15 protein-coding genes are annotated in these 16,849 nt (G+C 66.2%); 5 read left to right on the plus strand and 10 right to left on the minus strand.

Annotated features, from left to right (window positions below; translation table 11 throughout):
- Nucleotides 1-23 precede the first annotated feature (23 nt).
- The 7 genes from AB0N75_RS08330 to AB0N75_RS08360 all read right to left on the minus strand — a co-directional run bounded on the left by AB0N75_RS08330 (nucleotide 24) and on the right by AB0N75_RS08360 (nucleotide 6,021).
- Nucleotides 24-815, minus strand: a complete 792-nt coding sequence (locus AB0N75_RS08330) for a Pr6Pr family membrane protein (RefSeq protein ID WP_364647804.1) — start codon at nucleotides 813-815, stop codon at nucleotides 24-26.
- 156 nt (nucleotides 816-971) lie between these two features.
- Nucleotides 972-1,301, minus strand: a complete 330-nt coding sequence (locus AB0N75_RS08335) for a metal-sulfur cluster assembly factor (protein WP_127512512.1) — start codon at nucleotides 1,299-1,301, stop codon at nucleotides 972-974.
- On the minus strand, nucleotides 1,301-2,065 hold the full coding sequence (gene sufC, locus AB0N75_RS08340; protein ID WP_364647807.1) for a Fe-S cluster assembly ATPase SufC: 765 nt from the start codon (nucleotides 2,063-2,065) through the stop codon (nucleotides 1,301-1,303). The genes AB0N75_RS08335 and sufC overlap by 1 nt, the downstream gene beginning before the upstream one ends.
- A 59-nt stretch (nucleotides 2,066-2,124) precedes the next feature.
- Nucleotides 2,125-2,484 carry a non-heme iron oxygenase ferredoxin subunit gene (locus AB0N75_RS08345; RefSeq protein WP_364647810.1) on the minus strand — a complete coding sequence of 120 codons (360 nt, stop codon included), beginning with the start codon at nucleotides 2,482-2,484 and terminating at the stop codon, nucleotides 2,125-2,127.
- Nucleotides 2,484-3,767, minus strand: coding sequence for a Fe-S cluster assembly protein SufD (gene sufD / locus AB0N75_RS08350; protein ID WP_364647813.1), 1,284 nt, complete (start codon nucleotides 3,765-3,767; stop codon nucleotides 2,484-2,486). The genes AB0N75_RS08345 and sufD overlap by 1 nt, the downstream gene beginning before the upstream one ends.
- Nucleotides 3,767-5,251: a Fe-S cluster assembly protein SufB gene (sufB, locus tag AB0N75_RS08355; protein WP_364647816.1), complete on the minus strand. Its 1,485-nt coding sequence runs from the start codon at nucleotides 5,249-5,251 to the stop codon at nucleotides 3,767-3,769. Before sufB ends, sufD begins: the two co-directional genes overlap by 1 nt.
- Nucleotides 5,251-6,021: a MarR family transcriptional regulator gene (locus AB0N75_RS08360; protein WP_364647818.1), complete on the minus strand. Its 771-nt coding sequence runs from the start codon at nucleotides 6,019-6,021 to the stop codon at nucleotides 5,251-5,253. Before AB0N75_RS08360 ends, sufB begins: the two co-directional genes overlap by 1 nt.
- 171 nt (nucleotides 6,022-6,192) lie before the next feature.
- Here AB0N75_RS08360 and AB0N75_RS08365 point away from each other — a divergent pair, with 171 nt between their 5' ends.
- The 4 genes from AB0N75_RS08365 (at nucleotide 6,193) to AB0N75_RS08380 (ending at nucleotide 10,050) form a co-directional block, all read left to right on the plus strand.
- Nucleotides 6,193-7,065, plus strand: coding sequence for an ABC transporter ATP-binding protein (locus AB0N75_RS08365; protein WP_364647916.1), 873 nt, complete (start codon nucleotides 6,193-6,195; stop codon nucleotides 7,063-7,065).
- A complete protein-coding gene (locus AB0N75_RS08370) occupies nucleotides 7,062-7,808 on the plus strand; it encodes an ABC transporter permease (RefSeq protein WP_136786802.1) in 747 nt (248 codons plus the stop codon). The genes AB0N75_RS08365 and AB0N75_RS08370 overlap by 4 nt, the downstream gene beginning before the upstream one ends.
- A 4-nt stretch (nucleotides 7,809-7,812) precedes the next feature.
- Nucleotides 7,813-8,748 carry a COX15/CtaA family protein gene (locus AB0N75_RS08375; RefSeq protein ID WP_364647821.1) on the plus strand — a complete coding sequence of 312 codons (936 nt, stop codon included), beginning with the start codon at nucleotides 7,813-7,815 and terminating at the stop codon, nucleotides 8,746-8,748.
- Between the two features lie 471 nt (nucleotides 8,749-9,219).
- The gene (locus AB0N75_RS08380; RefSeq protein ID WP_364647824.1) at nucleotides 9,220-10,050 is read left to right on the plus strand and encodes a hypothetical protein; all 831 of its coding nucleotides are present in this window, start codon (nucleotides 9,220-9,222) and stop codon (nucleotides 10,048-10,050) included.
- Nucleotides 10,051-10,094: 44 nt separating this feature from the next.
- Here the strand turns inward: AB0N75_RS08380 and AB0N75_RS08385 are convergent, their stop codons facing one another.
- The 3 genes from AB0N75_RS08385 to AB0N75_RS08395 form a co-directional block, all read right to left on the minus strand.
- Complete coding sequence (locus tag AB0N75_RS08385; RefSeq protein WP_364647827.1) at nucleotides 10,095-11,978, minus strand: DUF222 domain-containing protein; 1,884 nt, start codon at nucleotides 11,976-11,978, stop codon at nucleotides 10,095-10,097.
- A gap of 382 nt (nucleotides 11,979-12,360) precedes the next feature.
- Entirely contained in the window at nucleotides 12,361-13,299 is a 939-nt protein-coding gene (locus AB0N75_RS08390) for a dihydrodipicolinate synthase family protein (RefSeq protein ID WP_364647829.1), read from the minus strand.
- A 114-nt stretch (nucleotides 13,300-13,413) separates the two neighbouring features.
- Complete coding sequence (locus AB0N75_RS08395) at nucleotides 13,414-14,367, minus strand: heme o synthase (RefSeq protein ID WP_364647919.1); 954 nt, start codon at nucleotides 14,365-14,367, stop codon at nucleotides 13,414-13,416.
- Between the two features lie 370 nt (nucleotides 14,368-14,737).
- Between AB0N75_RS08395 and tkt the strand changes: the two genes are divergently transcribed.
- Nucleotides 14,738-16,843, plus strand: a complete 2,106-nt coding sequence (gene tkt / locus AB0N75_RS08400) for a transketolase (protein ID WP_364647922.1) — start codon at nucleotides 14,738-14,740, stop codon at nucleotides 16,841-16,843.
- The last annotated feature ends 6 nt before the right edge of the window (nucleotides 16,844-16,849 follow it).

Consider the following 16,849-nt stretch of genomic DNA (forward strand, 5'->3'; position numbering starts at 1 on the left):
CACGAGCCATCCACCTGCAGGGGCTACAGGTCGCGCGGATCCACCGGTTCGGTTTCCCGGGTGCCTCCGGCGAACGGCGGGCCGTCGGTTCTCTTGCCTCCGGCGGCGTCGGGCGGTCCGTAGCCCGGCAGGTACCCGTCGGGCTCACGTCCCATCGTTGAGTCCAGCAGCAGGAAAACCATGGTGGCTCCCAGCCAGAGCAGGATCAGGCCGATGCCCATCATCAGCAACTGCCCCGCCGCCGGGACCGGCCCGGCTGTGTAGGGCAGCCAGCCCGTGACGGCTCCTCTGAGGCCCGTCCAGAGCACCCAGAACCCCGGGAAGACCAGACCGAGCGTGGCTGCACCGGCGCTGATGCGGGGCCGGGGACCAAAGATCAGCCAACCGGTCACGACCACTACCGGCAGCGCGTACAGCAGAAGCCGATCGGCCATTACCCCGGCCACGCTCATTTCGGCGGTGCCGGGCAGCCCGCGGTACGGGGTGAACTGCGCCAGGAAGACCAGCAGCATGGCGGCCAGCGTGGCCGTGCGGGCGGCACGCCAGAGCCGTCCTCCGGCCATGGCCGAGTCCATCAGCAGTGTCAGGCTCACCACGAAGACCAGCAGTGCCGCCTGGACACCGGGCGCGCTGGCATAATTCCACCACGAATGCGCGGCCGCGGCGGCATAGCCAGGCGCTGCGGGCACGGCCGTGATTCCGAGAGCGAGGCCCACCACGGCCAGCAGCGCCGTCAGCCCGTGGAAGGCCGCGGCAACATGGACTTCGTCATAGCGACCGCGCTCCCGCGCCTTACCCACGGTGGAAACTCCCATACGCCGATCCTAACGCGGCGGCCTGACACCAGACAGAGGATCAGGCAGGTGTTCAGGCAGAGGACCAGACAGGTGTTCATACAGAGGCGGACCGGCCACCCAAAGGTGACCGGTCCGCCGTCGTTACGAGAAACCGTCGTTACGAGAAACCGTGGATCAGATGTTGAAGCCCAGCGCGCGCATCTGGTCGCGGCCGTCGTCGGTGATCCGTTCCGGACCCCACGGCGGCATCCAGACCCAGTTGAGGCGCCACTCGTCGACAACGCCGTCCAGCGCCTTGCCGGTCTGCTCCTCGAGGACATCGGTGAGCGGGCAGGCGGCGGTGGTCAGCGTCATGTCGATCAGCAGGGCACCGTCGTCAGCGTACTTCAGGCCGTAGAGCAGGCCGAGGTCCACGATATTGACGCCCAACTCGGGGTCGATGACGTCCTTCAGCGCTTCTTCGACGTCCTCCAGGGACGTCTGCGGGGCATTAACTTCAGTCATCATGAGGCCTTTGCTGCGGTCAGGTAGCGGTCGTAGCCCTCTTCTTCGAGCCGGTCGGCCAGCTCGGGGCCGCCCTCTTCGGCGATGTGGCCGTCGACGAAGACGTGCACGAAGTTGGGCTTGATGTAGCGCAGGATCCGCGTGTAGTGGGTGATGAGCAGGGTGCCCATGGCGCCTTCGGCGTGCACCCGGTTGTGGCCCTCGGAGACCACCTTGAGCGCATCAACGTCCAGACCGGAGTCGGTCTCGTCCATGATGGCGAACTTGGGCTTGAACAGTTCAAGCTGGAGGATCTCCACGCGCTTCTTCTCGCCGCCGGAGAAGCCTTCGTTGACGTTGCGCTGGGCGAAGTCGGCGTCGATGCGCAGCTGGCTCATCGCTGCCTTGACGTCCTTGGTCCAGTGACGCAGGCTCGGGGCCTCGCCGTCGAGGGCGGTCTTGGCGGTGCGCAGGAAGTTGGTCATGGTCACGCCGGGGACCTCGACCGGGTACTGCATGGCCAGGAAGAGACCGGCGCGGGCGCGCTCGTCCACGCTCATGGCCAGCACATCTTCGCCGTCCAGCGTGATGGAGCCGGAGTCCACGTTGTAGCGCGGGTGCCCGGCGATGGTGGAAGCCAGGGTGGACTTGCCGGAACCGTTCGGGCCCATGATGGCGTGGATTTCGCCGGTGTTGATCGTCAGGGAGACGCCCTTGAGGATCTCCTTGCTGCCCTGCTCGGTGTCAATGCTGACGTGCAGGTCCTTGATTTCAAGAGTAGACATCTGTCTGCTTTCTCCTTTGCGCCCGGTGAGGGCGGGCGTAAGTTCGCGTGTTGAAGTTTTTAGTTAAGGTCCGGAGCAGGCGCCCCGTTGAGGACGTTCGTGACGTCCACGTAGACGCTGTCGCCGTCGAGCGTCAGCGCGAACACCGGGACGGGTTCAAACGCCGGCAGGCTCAGCGGTTCGCCGGTGCGCAGATCGAACTGGGAACCGTGGCCCCAGCACTCGATGGTTGTGCCTTCGACGTCGCCTTCGGAGAGTGAGACGTCCGCGTGCGAACAGGTATCCCCGATGGCATGCAGTTCGCCCGCGGAGTCCCTGACGATGGCTACCGGATAGTCATCGACCAGGATGCGCACTGCCTGATTGACCTGTACGTCCGAGGCATTGCACACCAGTTCGCCGCGCGGAGTCTCGCTCATCAGAGGTTGCCCGCCTCGAGTTCGCGTTCCAGCGATGCGTTGAGGCGCTCTTCCAGAGCGGGAACCCGGATCTGCTGGATGATCTCGTGCAGGAAGCCGCGCACCACCAGGCGGCGGGCGACGTCCTCGGGGATGCCGCGAGCCATCAGGTAGAACAGGTGCTCGTCGTCGAAGCGGCCGGTGGTGCTGGCGTGGCCGGCACCCTCGATCAGTCCGGTTTCGATCTCGAGGTTCGGCACGGAATCGGCGCGCGCGCCGTCGGTCAGAACCAGGTTCCGGTTGGCCTCGTAGCTGTCGGTGCCTTCGGCTTCCTTGCGGATCAGCACGTCGCCCACCCAGACGGTGTGCGCGTTCTTACCCTGCAGGGCGCCCTTGTACAGCACGCGGGACTTGCAGTTGGCCACCGCGTGATCCACGAACAAGCGGTGCTCAAGGTGCTGTCCGGCGTCGGCAAAGTAGAGGCCGAACATTTCCACGTCTCCGCCGGTGCCGGTGAAACGGGTGGACGGCGTCACGCGGACCAGATCGCCGCCGAGGCTGACGGTCACGTGCTTGAACTTCGCGTCACGGCCTACGCGGGTCTGCTGCGAGGAGGCGTGTACGGCGTCGTCGGCCCATTCCTGCACCGAGACAACGGTGAGGTCCGCGCCGTCCTGCACGTCGATCTCCACGTTCTGGGAGACGGTAGCGCTGCCCTTGTGGTCCAGCACGACGACGGCCTTGGAGAACTTTTCGGCCACGATGACCACGTGCTGGGCGGACAGTTCGGTGCTGGTGCCCTCAATCACGACGGCGACACCGGTCTCCAGCTGGGCCTCGGCCGGAATCGTCACCACGGTGGCCTCCTTGAAGGCCTCCCATGCGGCTGCGGAAACGCGGTCCTCGGGAATGCCGGCAACGCCGATGCGTGCATCGTCGCGGCCGACGGTTTCAACGACGACGCCTGCCGGAAGGTCGGTGCCTTCCGGACCGCTGACGGTGACCGCCGGAGCGGTACCGACCAGTGCATCGCTCTGCAGGCCGCGCAGCCGCTTGAGCGGGGTGAACCGCCAGTCTTCCTCGCGGCCGGTCAGCGGGCCGAAGTCGTCCGCCTTGTACGAGGTCAGGCGGCCGGCACGGGAGCTGTCCGGAATGCCGACGCCACCGCCGTGGCTGTGGCTCTTGGCGCTGGCGCCGGCCAGCGGTCCCGCCGCAGCGTTGACCGGGGAGAGGTTTTCGCCCTCTTCGGTAAACCCGTCGATGGCCGGAGCACCGATACGTGCCTTCTCAGTGATCTCAGTCATTAACCTACGGACCCTTCCATCTGCAGTTCGATCAAGCGGTTCAGCTCAAGTGCGTATTCCATCGGCAGTTCCCGCGCGATCGGCTCGATGAAGCCGCGCACGATCACGGCCATGGCCTCGTCCTCGGGCAGGCCGCGGGACATCAGGTAGAACAGCTGCTCTTCGCTGACGCGGGACACGGTTGCCTCGTGGCCCATGGTGACATCGTCTTCACGAACGTCGATGTAGGGGTAGGTGTCCGAGCGCGAGATCGTGTCCACCAGCAGGGCGTCGCAGACCACGGAGTTCTTGGTGTTCTTCGCGCCTTCGCGGACCTGGACCAGGCCGCGGTAGGCCGAGCGGCCGCCGCCGCGCGCCACCGACTTGGCCACGATGGCACTGGAGGTGTTCGGGGCAATGTGGACCATCTTGGAGCCGGTGTCCTGGTGCTGGCCCTCGCCGGCGAAGGCGATGGACAGGGTCTCGCCCTTGGCGTGCTCGCCGACCAGGTAGACGGCCGGGTACTTCATGGTCACCTTGGAACCGATGTTGCCGTCGATCCACTCCATGGTGGCGCCTTCGTGTGCAATGGCGCGCTTGGTCACCAGGTTGTACACGTTGTTGGACCAGTTCTGGATGGTCGTGTAGCGGACGCGGGCGCCCTTCTTCACGATGATTTCGACGACGGCGGAGTGCAGCGAGTCCGAGGTGTAGATCGGCGCCGTGCAGCCTTCGATGTAATGCACGTAGGAGTCTTCGTCCGCGATGATCAGGGTCCGCTCGAACTGGCCCATGTTCTCCGTGTTGATCCGGAAGTAGGCCTGCAGCGGAATCTCCACTTGGACGCCCTTGGGCACGTAGACGAAGGAGCCGCCGGACCAGACTGCGGTGTTCAGCGAGGCGAACTTGTTATCGCCCACCGGGATCACCGAGCCGAAGTACTCCTGGAAGATCTCCGGGTGTTCCTTCAAGCCGGTGTCGGTGTCCAGGAAGATCACGCCCTGGGCCTCAAGGTCTTCGCGGATCTGGTGGTAGACAACCTCGGACTCGTACTGGGCAGCGACGCCGGCCACCAGCCGGTTGCGCTCTGCCTCCGGGATGCCGAGCTTCTCGTAGGTGTTGCGGATGTCTTCGGGCAGCTCTTCCCAGCTGCCGGCCTGCTTCTCCGTGGAACGGACAAAGTACTTGATGTTGTCGAAGTCAATGCCGGACAGGTCGGCGCCCCAGGTGGGCATCGGCTTGCGGTCGAAGTACTTCAGGCCCTTCAGACGCAGATCCAGCATCCACTGGGGCTCGCTCTTCTTGGCAGAGATGTCGCGGACGACTTCTTCATTCAGGCCGCGGCGGGCGTTGGCCCCGGCGGTGTCGGCATCGGACCAGCCATACTCGTAGGTTCCGATGCCATTCAGCTCGGGGTTTTTTTCCAAGATTTCGGAAATGGTGGTGTCGGCTACATCGGTCGTCCCGACCGCGTTCCTCATACTCTGATCCACTTGGTCCGTCATCACGGCCTCTCTTGCAGATTGATGGATACTCGTCTGGTTCCTGTCGCCGGTTCGACGGGTCGAACCGCAGACCTTGTTCGACCCACCGGGATGTGGGTCGTACAAACATGTCCCCCGCCGGCCAGTGTGGAGAGTCGCCTGACATCCACCCCGAGCAGCCGGGAGAAAACTTCAGTTTCGCTGTCGCAGAATTCCGGGAAGTCTGCCGCCAGTTGTTGCACCGGGCAGTGCCCTTGGCAGAGCTGGACTGCCAGCATGGTGCTGTGCGGCGCCTCGGAGCCAACCATTGTGGTGGATCCGACAAAGCCGTCGGTGCTCAGCGCCTCCGCCAGCGCCTTGGCCCGCTCTTCGATTCCGGGCCCCGCTGCCTCTACGATCGGGCGGTAGCGTTCCTCCATGTCCCGGTACCGGTTCCGGGCAAACTCCGCAACCGCCTCGCTGCCGGCAGCCTGGCTCAGCGCTGCCAGCGCAGTCCGGGCGATATCCAGATAGTCATCGCCCAGCCGGGTCTGGCCCTGCCTGCTGAGCACGTACTTTCGCGCCGGACGTCCGGCGCCGGAGGCGGAATTCGCGGTGAGCTTGACCTCGATCAAGCCCTTACGGGACAGGGCGTCAAGGTGGCGCCGGACGGCCGCCGGTGTGAACCCGAGGATCCTGCCGAGTCCGGCCGCGCTGACGGGTCCGTGTTCCAAAACGGCGTTCAAGACCCGGTCCCGGGTCCGCTCCTCGGACTCGGGTGCCTGGGCACGCGAAGAAGCACTACTGGTCATGGAATACACAACACAATCATGACGTATTCTGTTCCGGCCCACCAGTAAGGCAGTCCTTAGCGCGGCTCGCTCTACGTCACGTAGAATGTTCGGGTGCCTATCTCCGAACCCTGCCTCGACATCCAGGGACTCGTGAAAGATCTGGGGCCGGTCGAGGCCCTGGATAACAAGATGGTCCGCGTTATTGACGGGGTCCATCTACGCGCCTACCCCGGGCAGGTTACCGCACTTCTCGGACCTAACGGGGCCGGCAAAACCACAACTTTAGCCTGCGCGCAGGGCCTGATGCCTCCCAACGGCGGGACCGTCCGGCTGCTCGGCCAAAATCCTTACCAAGCGGGAGCAGAGCTCCGGAGCCGCGTGGGAGTCATGCTCCAAGAAGGCGGCCTCCCGCAGGCCATCCGGCCGCTGGCCCTGCTGCAGCACGTAGCCGGGATGTACCAGAACCCGCGCAGTGTGGACGAACTCGCGGAGCGGCTCGGCATTCAGGGTTTCGCCAACACACCCATCCGCCGTCTGTCCGGCGGTGAGAAGCAACGGGTTGCGCTGGCCGCCGCATTGGTAGGCGATCCGGAAGTCCTCTTCCTGGACGAGCCGAGCGCCGGGCTGGATCCACAGTCCCGGGCAGTCGTGTTCGACCTGATCCAGGAGCTGCGCGCCGAGGGCCTGGGCATCATCCTCACCACGCACCTCATGGACGACGCCCAGCGACTGGCCGACTACGTCTTCATCATCGACGCCGGCCGGACCGTCGTGCACGGCACCGTCGCGGAGCTGACCGCGGCCACGGACGAAAGCGCCGGCGTCGAACGGTTGCTCACCTTTGACGCTCCCCCGGGACTGTCGCTCGACCTGCCCGAGCCGTTCACCGCCGTCGAAAGTGTTCCCGGGCGCTACACAGTGGCCGGGCAACTGACGCCAGCGGTGCTGGCCGCGTTGGCCGCCGAATGGGCGGCCCACAACGTCATGCCGGCGTCCATCCATATGGCGCCTCGTTCGCTCGAGGATGTCTTCCTCGATATCTCCGGGAAGGATCTGCGATGAGCGCACCCGCCGCCCTGATCCGCCGGATCGCTCTTCAAGGCCGCTACGAGACGATGGGCATGCTGCGCAACGGCGAACAACTGCTGATTGCCATCATCCTGCCGCTGCTGGCGCTCATCGGCCTCACCGTCACACCGCTGCTCGACACGTACACGGACGACCGGATTGCCATGGCGGCCCCGGGCGTACTGGCGTTGTGCACGGTGTCCACCGCGCTGACCGGCCAAGGGATTGCCACCGGCTTTGACCGCCGCTACGGCGTCCTGCGGTTCCTGTCCACTACCCCGCTGGGGCAGAGCGGCTTAATCCTCGGAAAGATCATTGCCGTGCTGGCCATCATGGTCATCCAGGTGGTGGTGGTGGGCGGGACCGCCCTGCTGTTCCTCGGCTGGCAGCCGGCACTTGGCGGCCTGCTGCCGGCGGCTGCGCAGCTGGTGCTGGGCGCCGCGGCCTTCACTTCGCTGGGCCTGCTGATCGCCGGCACGGTCCGCCCGGAAGCCACGCTGGCCATTACCAACCTGCTCTGGGTGCTGCTCGCCGCTGCCGGAGGTATCCTCTTCCCGGTGGCCAGTTGGCCCGACGTTTTCGAGCCCGCCGCCCACCTTTTGCCTTCGACCGCCCTGGGCGACGCCCTACGTAGTGCCCTGATCGACGCGCAGTTCAATCTCACCGCATCAATCGTCCTGCTGGTCTGGACCGTAGTGGCCAGCCTTGCCGCCATCCGCTGGTTTAAATGGAGCTAAGTCAATGACCACCGCCACCCCCAAGTCCCGCGCTCTCCTGGACCGGCTGCCGACCTCCGTCAACCGAACCGTCCATGGCTTGGCCATTGCGTCGCTGGTATCGCAGATCGGCATCATCATTACCGGCGGCGCCGTGCGGCTGACCAAGTCAGGCCTGGGCTGTTCGCAGTGGCCCAACTGCGTGCCCGGCTCCATGACACCGACGCCGGAAATGGGCATCCACGGGCTGATTGAATTCGGCAACCGGACGCTGACCTTCATTCTGGCCATCATTGCGGTTGCCATGCTGGTCTCGCTGTGGCGCATGCGCCGGTCGCACCGCACCCTGTTCGGCTTGGCCGTGGGGCTGCTCTGCGTGATCCCGGTGCAGGCCCTGATTGGCGGCATCACCGTCTGGACCGGTTTGAACCCCTGGGTGGTCAGCCTGCACTTCCTGGCCTCGGCCGCCCTCGTGGCGGTGGCCACCCTGCTGGTCAACCGGACTGGAATGTACTTGCGCGGCGGCACCGCTGTAGCCGTCGCCCCGGTCCCGAGCATCCAACGCACACTGGGCTGGACCATCGCCGCCGCGTCTGCCGCCTCCATCGTGTTGGGCACCATCGTGACCGGCACCGGCCCCCACGCCGGCGACGCCAGCGCACCCCGCCATGACTTCAACGCTGATCTGGTCACCCGAATCCACGTGGTGCCGGTCTACCTGCTGGTTGCTGTGACCGTGCTGGCGCTGGTGCTCGCCTACCGCCACGCAACCTCAAGGCAGCTGCGCGCTGCCCTGTGGGTGCTGGCCGCGGTGATTGTGCTCCAAGGTGGCATCGGCTACCTGCAGCACTTCACCGGCCTGCCCATCGGCCTGGTGTTGCTGCACATGCTCGGCTCGGCCCTGCTGGCCGCCGCTGCGACAAACGTCTGGGACCGTTCCACGGGCAAGTTCCCGCTCTAGCCCTTAGTAGGCGAACGAGTCGACAAGGTGCGGACAACCGGTCGGGTCGACAAGCGTGACCCTCTATCGTGGCCCTGACCGCGATGGATCAGCAGCACAGTACTGGCCGGCAGGCTGAGCGGGCCAGGAAGCCCCGTGATCCCTTGAGCCGAGATCGGCGAGATCCTCCGGCTCGTGAGGGTGACCATGACGCTGCAATTGTTCGCCGTCCCCAAGCCGGCCGCGCCGCAGCACCGGTAACTGCTGGAACGGATCTCAATACCGCGCCGGAACACGACCATTTCTAGGGGGCCTCGGGTGAGGGCCTCGGCGCCCGTCCAGGCTGAGCTCTTCGGGTCGGTGAAGTGTTTTATCTAAATCGCTGAACCGGTTGCCGCTCCTTTGCCCCTTGCACCCCTTTACCTGAAGGTGATATCCCGGTCGCAATTCCATCTCGATGAGGATAATACTGTTGGAAAGCCGAGTGAGGTCATGACTGGTGAAACCAAAAACAGGTGGGGCGTGCTTGCAGGCCTTCTGCTGGCAATGACCTTGGGATTATCCGGTTGCGGAGGTTCCGGCGATTCCGGCTCTTCGACCGCCAATCAGCGCGGGGCGGACTCCGCCGAAATAGGATCCGGAGCGGACGGGGGTGATACCACTATCGAGGGGCCCGGTGTGCAGACACTCGGCGAATATTCGCAATACGTGCAATCCCCGCCCGCCCAAGACGGGAACGACACCATCGCCATCACCTCGGAAGAGTTGGCCGATATTCAGATAGCCCAGACGATCACGGATCAGTTCTGGCGCCTGCATTGGAGTGAACTGTTCACTGGAACCTACACGCCGCCGACGGTCGTAGGACTATACGATGGCAGAGACCCAAGCAACGCACCCACTTGCGCGGGCAAGCCACTTCGGCCGGACAACGCCTTCTATTGCATTCCAGAGGATTACGTGGCCTGGGACACTTCGCTCATGGAACGCGGATTCCAATTCGGAGACGCTTGGCCTTACTTGGTCATCGCTCACGAATGGAGCCATGCAATCGCGAACCGGCTCGACCCCAGCCTCCGGTCTCAGGCCTATGAGCTGCAGGCTGACTGCTTGGCGGGCGCGACCCTGTATGGGGCGGCTGCAGACGGAACTCTTATTTTTGAACAAGGTGACCAGGGCGAACTGGTTACTGCGCTGAGTTCGCTTGGCGGAAACACCCCGTGGACGAACCCGCAGGACCACGGCGACTCCTCCGAACGGGTTGCGAACTTCAATGTCGGACGCACCGGCGGCGTGCTGGCATGCTTACCGTCACAACAATAAATAGATTTGGCCAACCGGTCTGACCTCTCTCAGGTCGTTTGACTTCAGAAGGGTGGCGGGTCCTGCTGTTGATTCGGTGACGGCCCATCGTGCAGTCGATCGGTTGCCGGTGGTTCGTTCTGGTGGTCTGCTGCTTGATTCTTATGGACCGGGTGCCAGGGCGGCAACCAACCGTCATCGCTGGAGCTGTCCCCTGGCCCGAATCCCGTCGACGGTTGAACGACCAGCGGTTGGATTCGTGGCCGGTGGTCTTTGGGGAGCGCGGCGGTGACGGCGGGCGGGTAGGCCGGTTGGCCGGGCGGGTCGTTGTCTTCGCCGGGCCGGTCGGTGTAGGTCCGGCCGGCCGGGGTGGTCACTTCGAACACTCCGGGCGCGGGCTGTGCCATGTTCCAGCCGGCGCGGGTTTTCAGCCCGTGGTGGGTCTCGCACGGCGGGCCCAGGTTCCCGGCGTCGGTTTCGCCCGTGGCGCCGTCGGCGCGGAAGGCCTGGGTGTGGTCGATCTGGCAGGCCTTGCCGTGTTTGCGGCAGCCGGCAAACGGGCACACCTCGTCCCGTTTCCGCACCGTCCGGGCCAGGTCCGCCGGCGGGCGGTACCGGGTTCGGCCGTAGGAGAGCCGGGCCCCGGTCTCCGGGTGGGTCAGGATCCGGTAGAACGACTTCGCATCCGCACACAGCTGCCGGGCCGTGTCCGCCGGGATCGGCCCGAACCCGTCCAGTGTGGCCGGTTCCTCGCTCAATCCCAGCAGCGAGAGCACCGGGACGGTGACCGCCGGTTCGGCGTGGATCCCGGCCGCCGGCCCGGTCTCCAGGCCCGCATGCACGAGCAGGTCCGTGAACACGTCGGCCCGCAACTGCCCCCTGGACCGGGTCTCGCCGGTCTGGCCGCGCAGGTGGTGGGCGGTGCGGGTGAGCCGGTCATCGATCGCGGCGGCCTGCTCGGCCGGCAGGTACGCGTTCAGCCACGCCATCCCGTCCGGCGCCGGTTCCACCCCCACGTTCCGCCGTTCCTCCGCGGTGCGGCGGCGCTTTGTGATGGTTTCCGGGTGCGTGCGCTCGCGCAGCCGCCGGGCCATGTCCCGCAGCGACCGCAGCGACCTGCCCTTCACCCGGCCCAGCAGGGTCTGTTCGAATTCGGCCGCCGCGTCCTCGGGCAGGGACCGGCCCTGGCTGACAATAATGGCGGCCTGTTCCCGGTCCAGGTCCCCGGCGGCCATCGCCGCCAGCGTGGCGGGGAACAACCGGTGCAGGTCAGCTGCCTGGTCCATTCTGGCGCAGGCCTGGTGGTCGGGCAGGCCGAGGAGGCAGCCCAGTTCCTCGGCCGCGGACGTCGCGGCCAGCAGCTGCCGCTGCTTCAAGGTGGTGCACCCCGGCCCCGGCTGCGGCAACTGCTTCAGCGCCCTGCGGCCCAACTGCGCCTCCAGCGCCACTTCCCGGGCATCGAGCCAGCACCTGACCCGCTGCACCGCGGCCAGATGCTCCACCGCCTCCTGATACCCCAGCCCGCCGGTTTCCGACCCGGTCAGCGTGGCCAGCAGCACCGCCGGCTCCGCGCCGGTCACCAGGGTTTCGAGACGTTCGGTGTAATAGTCGGCGTTCGCTGCCGACTCAAACAACCCCGCCGGCAGCCAGCACCCCTCGGGTAGATTCGGCAGCTCCGCGAACTCCGCCGGCACCGCACCCACCCCCGGCGGCCGATCGGTCGCGTCGTCGAGTTCCCAGGCCGCGAAGTCCTCCCGGTGCGCCCGGTTGCCCTGGTCAAGGTCCTCATCCGCGGCCGGCGGGATCACCAGGCCCGCGTACGGGTCCGGGCCCGGCTCGAACACCGGCTCCGCCCACCGCTCAGGCACAGACACCGGTTCCTTCCGGGCCGGCTTCATCCGCGCCAGAATCGCCGCGATCGCCGCCTCACGCTCCTCCTGCGTAGGCAACCGCCGGCCCTCCCCAGAAACCGGTTCCCGCTCCGTGCCGTCCATAACCCCACTCAACCAGCTGCCTACGACAATTTGGGAACGTCGCTGGTGGCCCGCCCGCTGATCAGCCGCCAGAGGCTACTTAACTGCCAGTGCGAGACCTCTCGGCACTTCGATCCGAGCCCCGGCTCGCGGCCGCGCTAGGCGGCGGTACGGAAGGCCCCGGCGGCGCGACAGGACCTGCGCCGGCTCTCCCTACAGCGGAGGTGTGCCGAGGCCGTAGTGGTGTCACAGCCGTGGGGCAGCAAGTCTGGGCCGGGGGTTCGCGGCGGCAATGTTACATCCGGCGGCCGCCCCCACCGGGGTCGCAAGGAACCCGCTGGCCGTCCCCCGGGATGCGCTACTCCCCCGCCGTGGCCCGTTCGATAGGTGTGTACGCTTCGATGCCTTCGAGCAGTCGGGCCAATTCGCGAAGACTGCTTCCGGGCAGTGGCTGCAGCGGCAGGCGCGGATCGCCCGCCTCGATGCCCGCCGCCCTGGCCAAGCCGTACAGGTTACTGAGCGGCCGCAGTGTCCCGAAGTACCCCATCAGCGGAGACAGCACCGCGCGTGCCGCGTCCGTCGCTTCCTCGTCGCCGGCCTCCAGGGCATCGCGTAGCAAGCGGTAGTGTGCCGGCAGGACGGCGATCGGGCCGCCGTGCCAGGCATCGGCGGCAAAGCCGGCGTCGGCGATCAGCGCATCTCCGCTCATGCCATGGCTGAAATCGCTCGTGTCCGCCGGCAACACGCGGCGAAGCTGTTCATACCGTGTGCGGAATACGTCCGCATCTGCCGCGGATTCCTTCACCGCCACGATGTTCGGTTCAACGGCCAGCTCTGCCACCAACTCCAGGCTGAAGCTGAACTGAGTGGTGCGGGGATTGCTGTACAGGCACACAGGGAGGGCCGACTGCCGCGCAGCCGCCAAACATTGGGCTGCAACTTCCTCGTCCGTCAACGGATAGTAGGAGACGGTGGAAACCAGCAGCCCATCGACACCCGAGGCAGCGGCCTCGTCGATGTTTTGCAGTAGTTCGCGGGTGCCCACGGCGCTCACGCCGGCACACACCGGCAGTCCCGGGCGCACAGCCTTGACGGCCTCTACGGCGGCCGTGATGACATCCCTCCGCTCCGCACGGTCCAGATAAGCGAAGTTTCCTGAACTGCCAAGCACCGTTATTGCGTCGACGGGTGATTCGGCAACCGCGGAAACGTGGCGGGCCAGCTCGGGAAAGTTGACGGTGCCGTCGCCGTGAAAGGGAGTCACTGGATAGGCAATGAGACCGCGGAAGGGATTCATGCCGCTATCTTAGGTCAGCGCGGCCGGCGCTTGGACACAGGGCGACGACGGCGCAGCGAAACCGGGCACAGCGAGCCGGAGGGAGCCAACGCCGTCACGAAAACGCCGCGGCGGTCAGCCGAAGACGGGGCCGCCGATGAAGGGGTCAACGGCCAAGGCCAGGAACAGCACCGTCAGGTAGCTGATGGAGCCGTGGAACACGCGCATGGCGCTCTTGTTCGTGGCGGCCGGGGTTTCGGTACCGCGCTTGGCCAGCGCGTACAGGCGGTGCGATTCGTACACGAACCAGCTGCCGCTTAGCAGCGCCACGACGGTGTACACCCAGCCGGCACCGCCGACCGGGGCCAGCAGCAGCGAGCAGACCAGCGTGGCCCAGGCATACAGGACAACCTGCACGGAGACCTGGCGGGCACTGGCAATGGCGCCGAGCATCGGGACGTTGGCGGCGTTGTAGTCGTCGCTGTACTTCATGGACAGCGGCCAGTAGTGCGGCGGCGTCCACAGGAAAATGACCATGAAAAGGATGACGGCGGGCCACGCCACCGTATTGGTCACGGCGGCCCAGGCGATCAGCACCGGGAAGCACCCGGCGGCGCCACCCCAGACGATGTTCTGCGAAGTGCGGCGTTTGAGGATCAGCGTGTAGATGACCACGTAGAAGAAGATCGCGCCGACGCCCAGCATTCCGGCCAGCGGGTTCGCGCCGAACCAGAGCAGCGCAACGGCCACAATGCCCAGCACCCAGGAGAACACCAGCGCCTCGCGAGGAGTGAGTTCGCCGGTGACCAGCGGCCGGTTCTCGGTCCGGTGCATGAGCTTGTCCATGTCCCGGTCGATGTAGCAGTTGAAGGAGCCGGCTGACCCGGCTGCCAGCGCGCCGCCGATCATCGTGACGGCCATCAACCAAAGGTCCGGGAAGCCGCCGTAGGCGAAGATCATGGTGGGCAGGGTGGTGACCAGCAGGAGTTCCATGACACGGGGCTTCGTGAGCGCTATGTACGCTTTGGCCTTGCGCGAAAAGCCGGGCTTGGCCGGGACGGCCAACGCCTGGTCCGGCACGGTCTGCATATTCAAGGAAAAACCACTCAGTTCTGCTGGAGTCCGTCTGACACACGAAAACGCCCGGCCGCATAGGGCGGGTCAAGGTGCACCTACATCATACTCCTTCTATCTGTCGTAGAAACCGACCCACGCGTCGGCCGCGTCGGCCGGTACAAAATCAATGAGTGCCTATGTGACTGCGCGCACCGTAAAGCGTCCTGCGCATTGCAGGCTCAACGGATAGAGTGGGGATCGAGTGCCAGTCCGCGGGGATATGGCGCAATAATGCTCAAGCAGTGCCAACGGCGAATGGTCCTCCGGGTCCGCGGTTGCGGGCGCCTTTTCCGGACCGTCGGTGCTGCTATGTCGATCAGAAAGGGCCCCACCGGTGCCACATATGCAAGATCAGGAATTGTCGTGGACATCGCTGGACCAGCGGGCGGTGGACACAGTGCGCGTTCTCGCCGCCGATGCCGTGGAGAAGGTCGGCAACGGCCACCCCGGAACCGCCATGAGCCTGGCGCCGGCCGCCTACTTGATCTTCCAGCAGTTCATGCGGCACGACCCGACGGACCCGCAGTGGGTGGGACGCGACCGCTTTGTCCTCTCCCCCGGCCACACCTCGCTGACGCTGTACATCCAGCTGTTCCTCTCCGGCTACGGTCTGGAACTGGACGATCTGAAGGCGCTGCGGACCTGGGGCTCGCTCACCCCGGGCCACCCGGAGTACAAGCACACCGCGGGCGTTGAAATCACCACCGGCCCGCTGGGCCAGGGCCTCGCCTCCGCCGTCGGCTTCGCCTACGCGCAGCGCCGCACGCGCGGCATGTACGACGCCGATGCTGCCGCCAACGAGAGCCCCTTCGACCACACCGTCTGGGTGATCGCGTCCGACGGCGACCTGCAGGAAGGCGTCACCTCCGAGGCCTCGTCGCTGGCCGGCCACCAGGAGCTGGGCAATCTGGTCGTGCTCTACGACGACAACAAGATCTCCATCGAAGACGACACCGACATCGCCTTCACCGAGGACGTCCTCAAGCGCTACGAAGCGTACGGCTGGCACACCCAGCGGGTGGACTGGACCAGGACCGGCGAGTACGCCGAGGACATTCCGGCCCTGTTCGAGGCGCTGAAGGCAGCGAAGGCCGAGACCTCCCGGCCCTCGATCATCTCGCTGCGCACCATCATTGGTTGGCCGGCCCCGAAGAAGCAGAACACCGGCAAGATCCACGGCTCCGCGCTGGGCGCCGAGGAAGTCGCCGCCGTCAAGGAGGTGCTCGGCTTCGATCCGGAGCAGCAGTTCGCCGTCGAGCAGGACGTGCTGGACCACGCCCGGCAGGTCGCCGCGCGCGGCAAGCAGGCCCGGGCCGACTGGGACGCCGGCTACCAAGCATGGCGTGAAGCCAACCCGGAGAACGCAGCCCTGCTGGACCGGGTCCAGGCTTCGGAGCTGCCGAAGGGCTGGGAGCAGGCGCTTCCCGAGTTCCCCGCCGGCAAGGACGTGTCCACGCGCGCTGCTTCCGGCAAGGTGCTCAACGCCATCGGTCCGGTGCTCCCGGAGCTGTGGGGCGGTTCGGCCGACTTGGCAGAATCGAACAACACCACCATCGAGGGCGCTCCGTCCTTCGTTCCGGAGTCGCGGCAGACCGAGATGTGGTCCGGCGGCCCGTACGGCCGGGTGCTGCACTTCGGCATCCGCGAGCACGCGGCGGCGTCCATCGTCAACGGCATTGTGCTCAGCTCCAACACCAGGGCCTTCTCGGGAACGTTCCTGATCTTCAGCGACTACCAGCGGCCGGCCATCCGGCTGGGCGCCCTGATGGGCGTGCCCTCCATCTACGTCTGGACGCATGATTCCATCGGCCTCGGCGAAGACGGACCCACCCACCAGCCGGTGGAGCAGCTGGCGAGCCTGCGCGCCATCCCGGGCCTCGACGTCGTGCGCCCTGCCGATGCCAACGAAGTGGCGCAGGCATGGAAGGCGATGCTGGAGAACCACAGCAACCCGGCCGGCATTGTGCTCACCCGGCAGAACCTGCCGGTGTACGACCGCGGCGAAGCCGGCTTCGCCTCCGCCGACAACGTGGCCAAGGGCGCGTACGTGCTGGCCGAGGCGCAGTCCGGCGGCACGGACGCCACTCCGCAGGTGATCCTGCTGGCCACCGGCTCCGAAGTGCAGCTGGCGGTCCAGGCCCGCGAAATGCTGCAGGCGGACGGCGTTGCCACCCGCGTGGTTTCCGTGCCCTGCCTCGAGTGGTTCGCCCGCCAGGACGCCGCCTACCGCGAGTCCGTGCTGCCCGCCGGCATCAAGGCCCGAGTCTCGGTGGAAGCCGGGATCGCGCAGTGCTGGGACGGCTTGGTTGGCGACGCCGGCCGCAGCGTGTCCCTGGAGCACTACGGTGCCTCCGCCGACTACAAGACCCTGTTCCGCGAATTCGGCATTACGGCCGAGGCCGTTGTCGAGGCCGCCCGCGACTCGCTCGCACAGATCAACAACTCCTAAGGAGAA

This window comes from Arthrobacter sp. NPDC089319, from assembly GCF_040684925.1.
GTDB lineage: Bacteria > Actinomycetota > Actinomycetes > Actinomycetales > Micrococcaceae > Crystallibacter.

Excerpts from the sequence above, each read along its gene's own strand:
- AB0N75_RS08330 (WP_364647804.1), bottom strand. The coding sequence starts at position 815 with ATGGGAGTTTCCACCGTGGGTAAGGCGCGGGAGCGCGGTCGCTATGAC.
- AB0N75_RS08380 (WP_364647824.1), top strand. The coding sequence starts at position 9,220 with ATGACTGGTGAAACCAAAAACAGGTGGGGCGTGCTTGCAGGCCTTCTG.
- sufB (WP_364647816.1), bottom strand. The coding sequence starts at position 5,251 with ATGACGGACCAAGTGGATCAGAGTATGAGGAACGCGGTCGGGACGACC.
- AB0N75_RS08365 (WP_364647916.1), top strand. The coding sequence starts at position 6,193 with ATGGTCCGCGTTATTGACGGGGTCCATCTACGCGCCTACCCCGGGCAG.
- tkt (WP_364647922.1), top strand. The coding sequence starts at position 14,738 with ATGCAAGATCAGGAATTGTCGTGGACATCGCTGGACCAGCGGGCGGTG.
- AB0N75_RS08345 (WP_364647810.1), bottom strand. The coding sequence starts at position 2,484 with ATGAGCGAGACTCCGCGCGGCGAACTGGTGTGCAATGCCTCGGACGTA.
- AB0N75_RS08335 (WP_127512512.1), bottom strand. The coding sequence starts at position 1,301 with ATGACTGAAGTTAATGCCCCGCAGACGTCCCTGGAGGACGTCGAAGAA.
- sufC (WP_364647807.1), bottom strand. The coding sequence starts at position 2,065 with ATGTCTACTCTTGAAATCAAGGACCTGCACGTCAGCATTGACACCGAG.
- AB0N75_RS08395 (WP_364647919.1), bottom strand. The coding sequence starts at position 14,367 with ATGCAGACCGTGCCGGACCAGGCGTTGGCCGTCCCGGCCAAGCCCGGC.
- AB0N75_RS08360 (WP_364647818.1), bottom strand. The coding sequence starts at position 6,021 with ATGACCAGTAGTGCTTCTTCGCGTGCCCAGGCACCCGAGTCCGAGGAG.
- sufD (WP_364647813.1), bottom strand. The coding sequence starts at position 3,767 with ATGACTGAGATCACTGAGAAGGCACGTATCGGTGCTCCGGCCATCGAC.
- AB0N75_RS08375 (WP_364647821.1), top strand. The coding sequence starts at position 7,813 with ATGACCACCGCCACCCCCAAGTCCCGCGCTCTCCTGGACCGGCTGCCG.
- AB0N75_RS08390 (WP_364647829.1), bottom strand. The coding sequence starts at position 13,299 with ATGAATCCCTTCCGCGGTCTCATTGCCTATCCAGTGACTCCCTTTCAC.
- AB0N75_RS08370 (WP_136786802.1), top strand. The coding sequence starts at position 7,062 with ATGAGCGCACCCGCCGCCCTGATCCGCCGGATCGCTCTTCAAGGCCGC.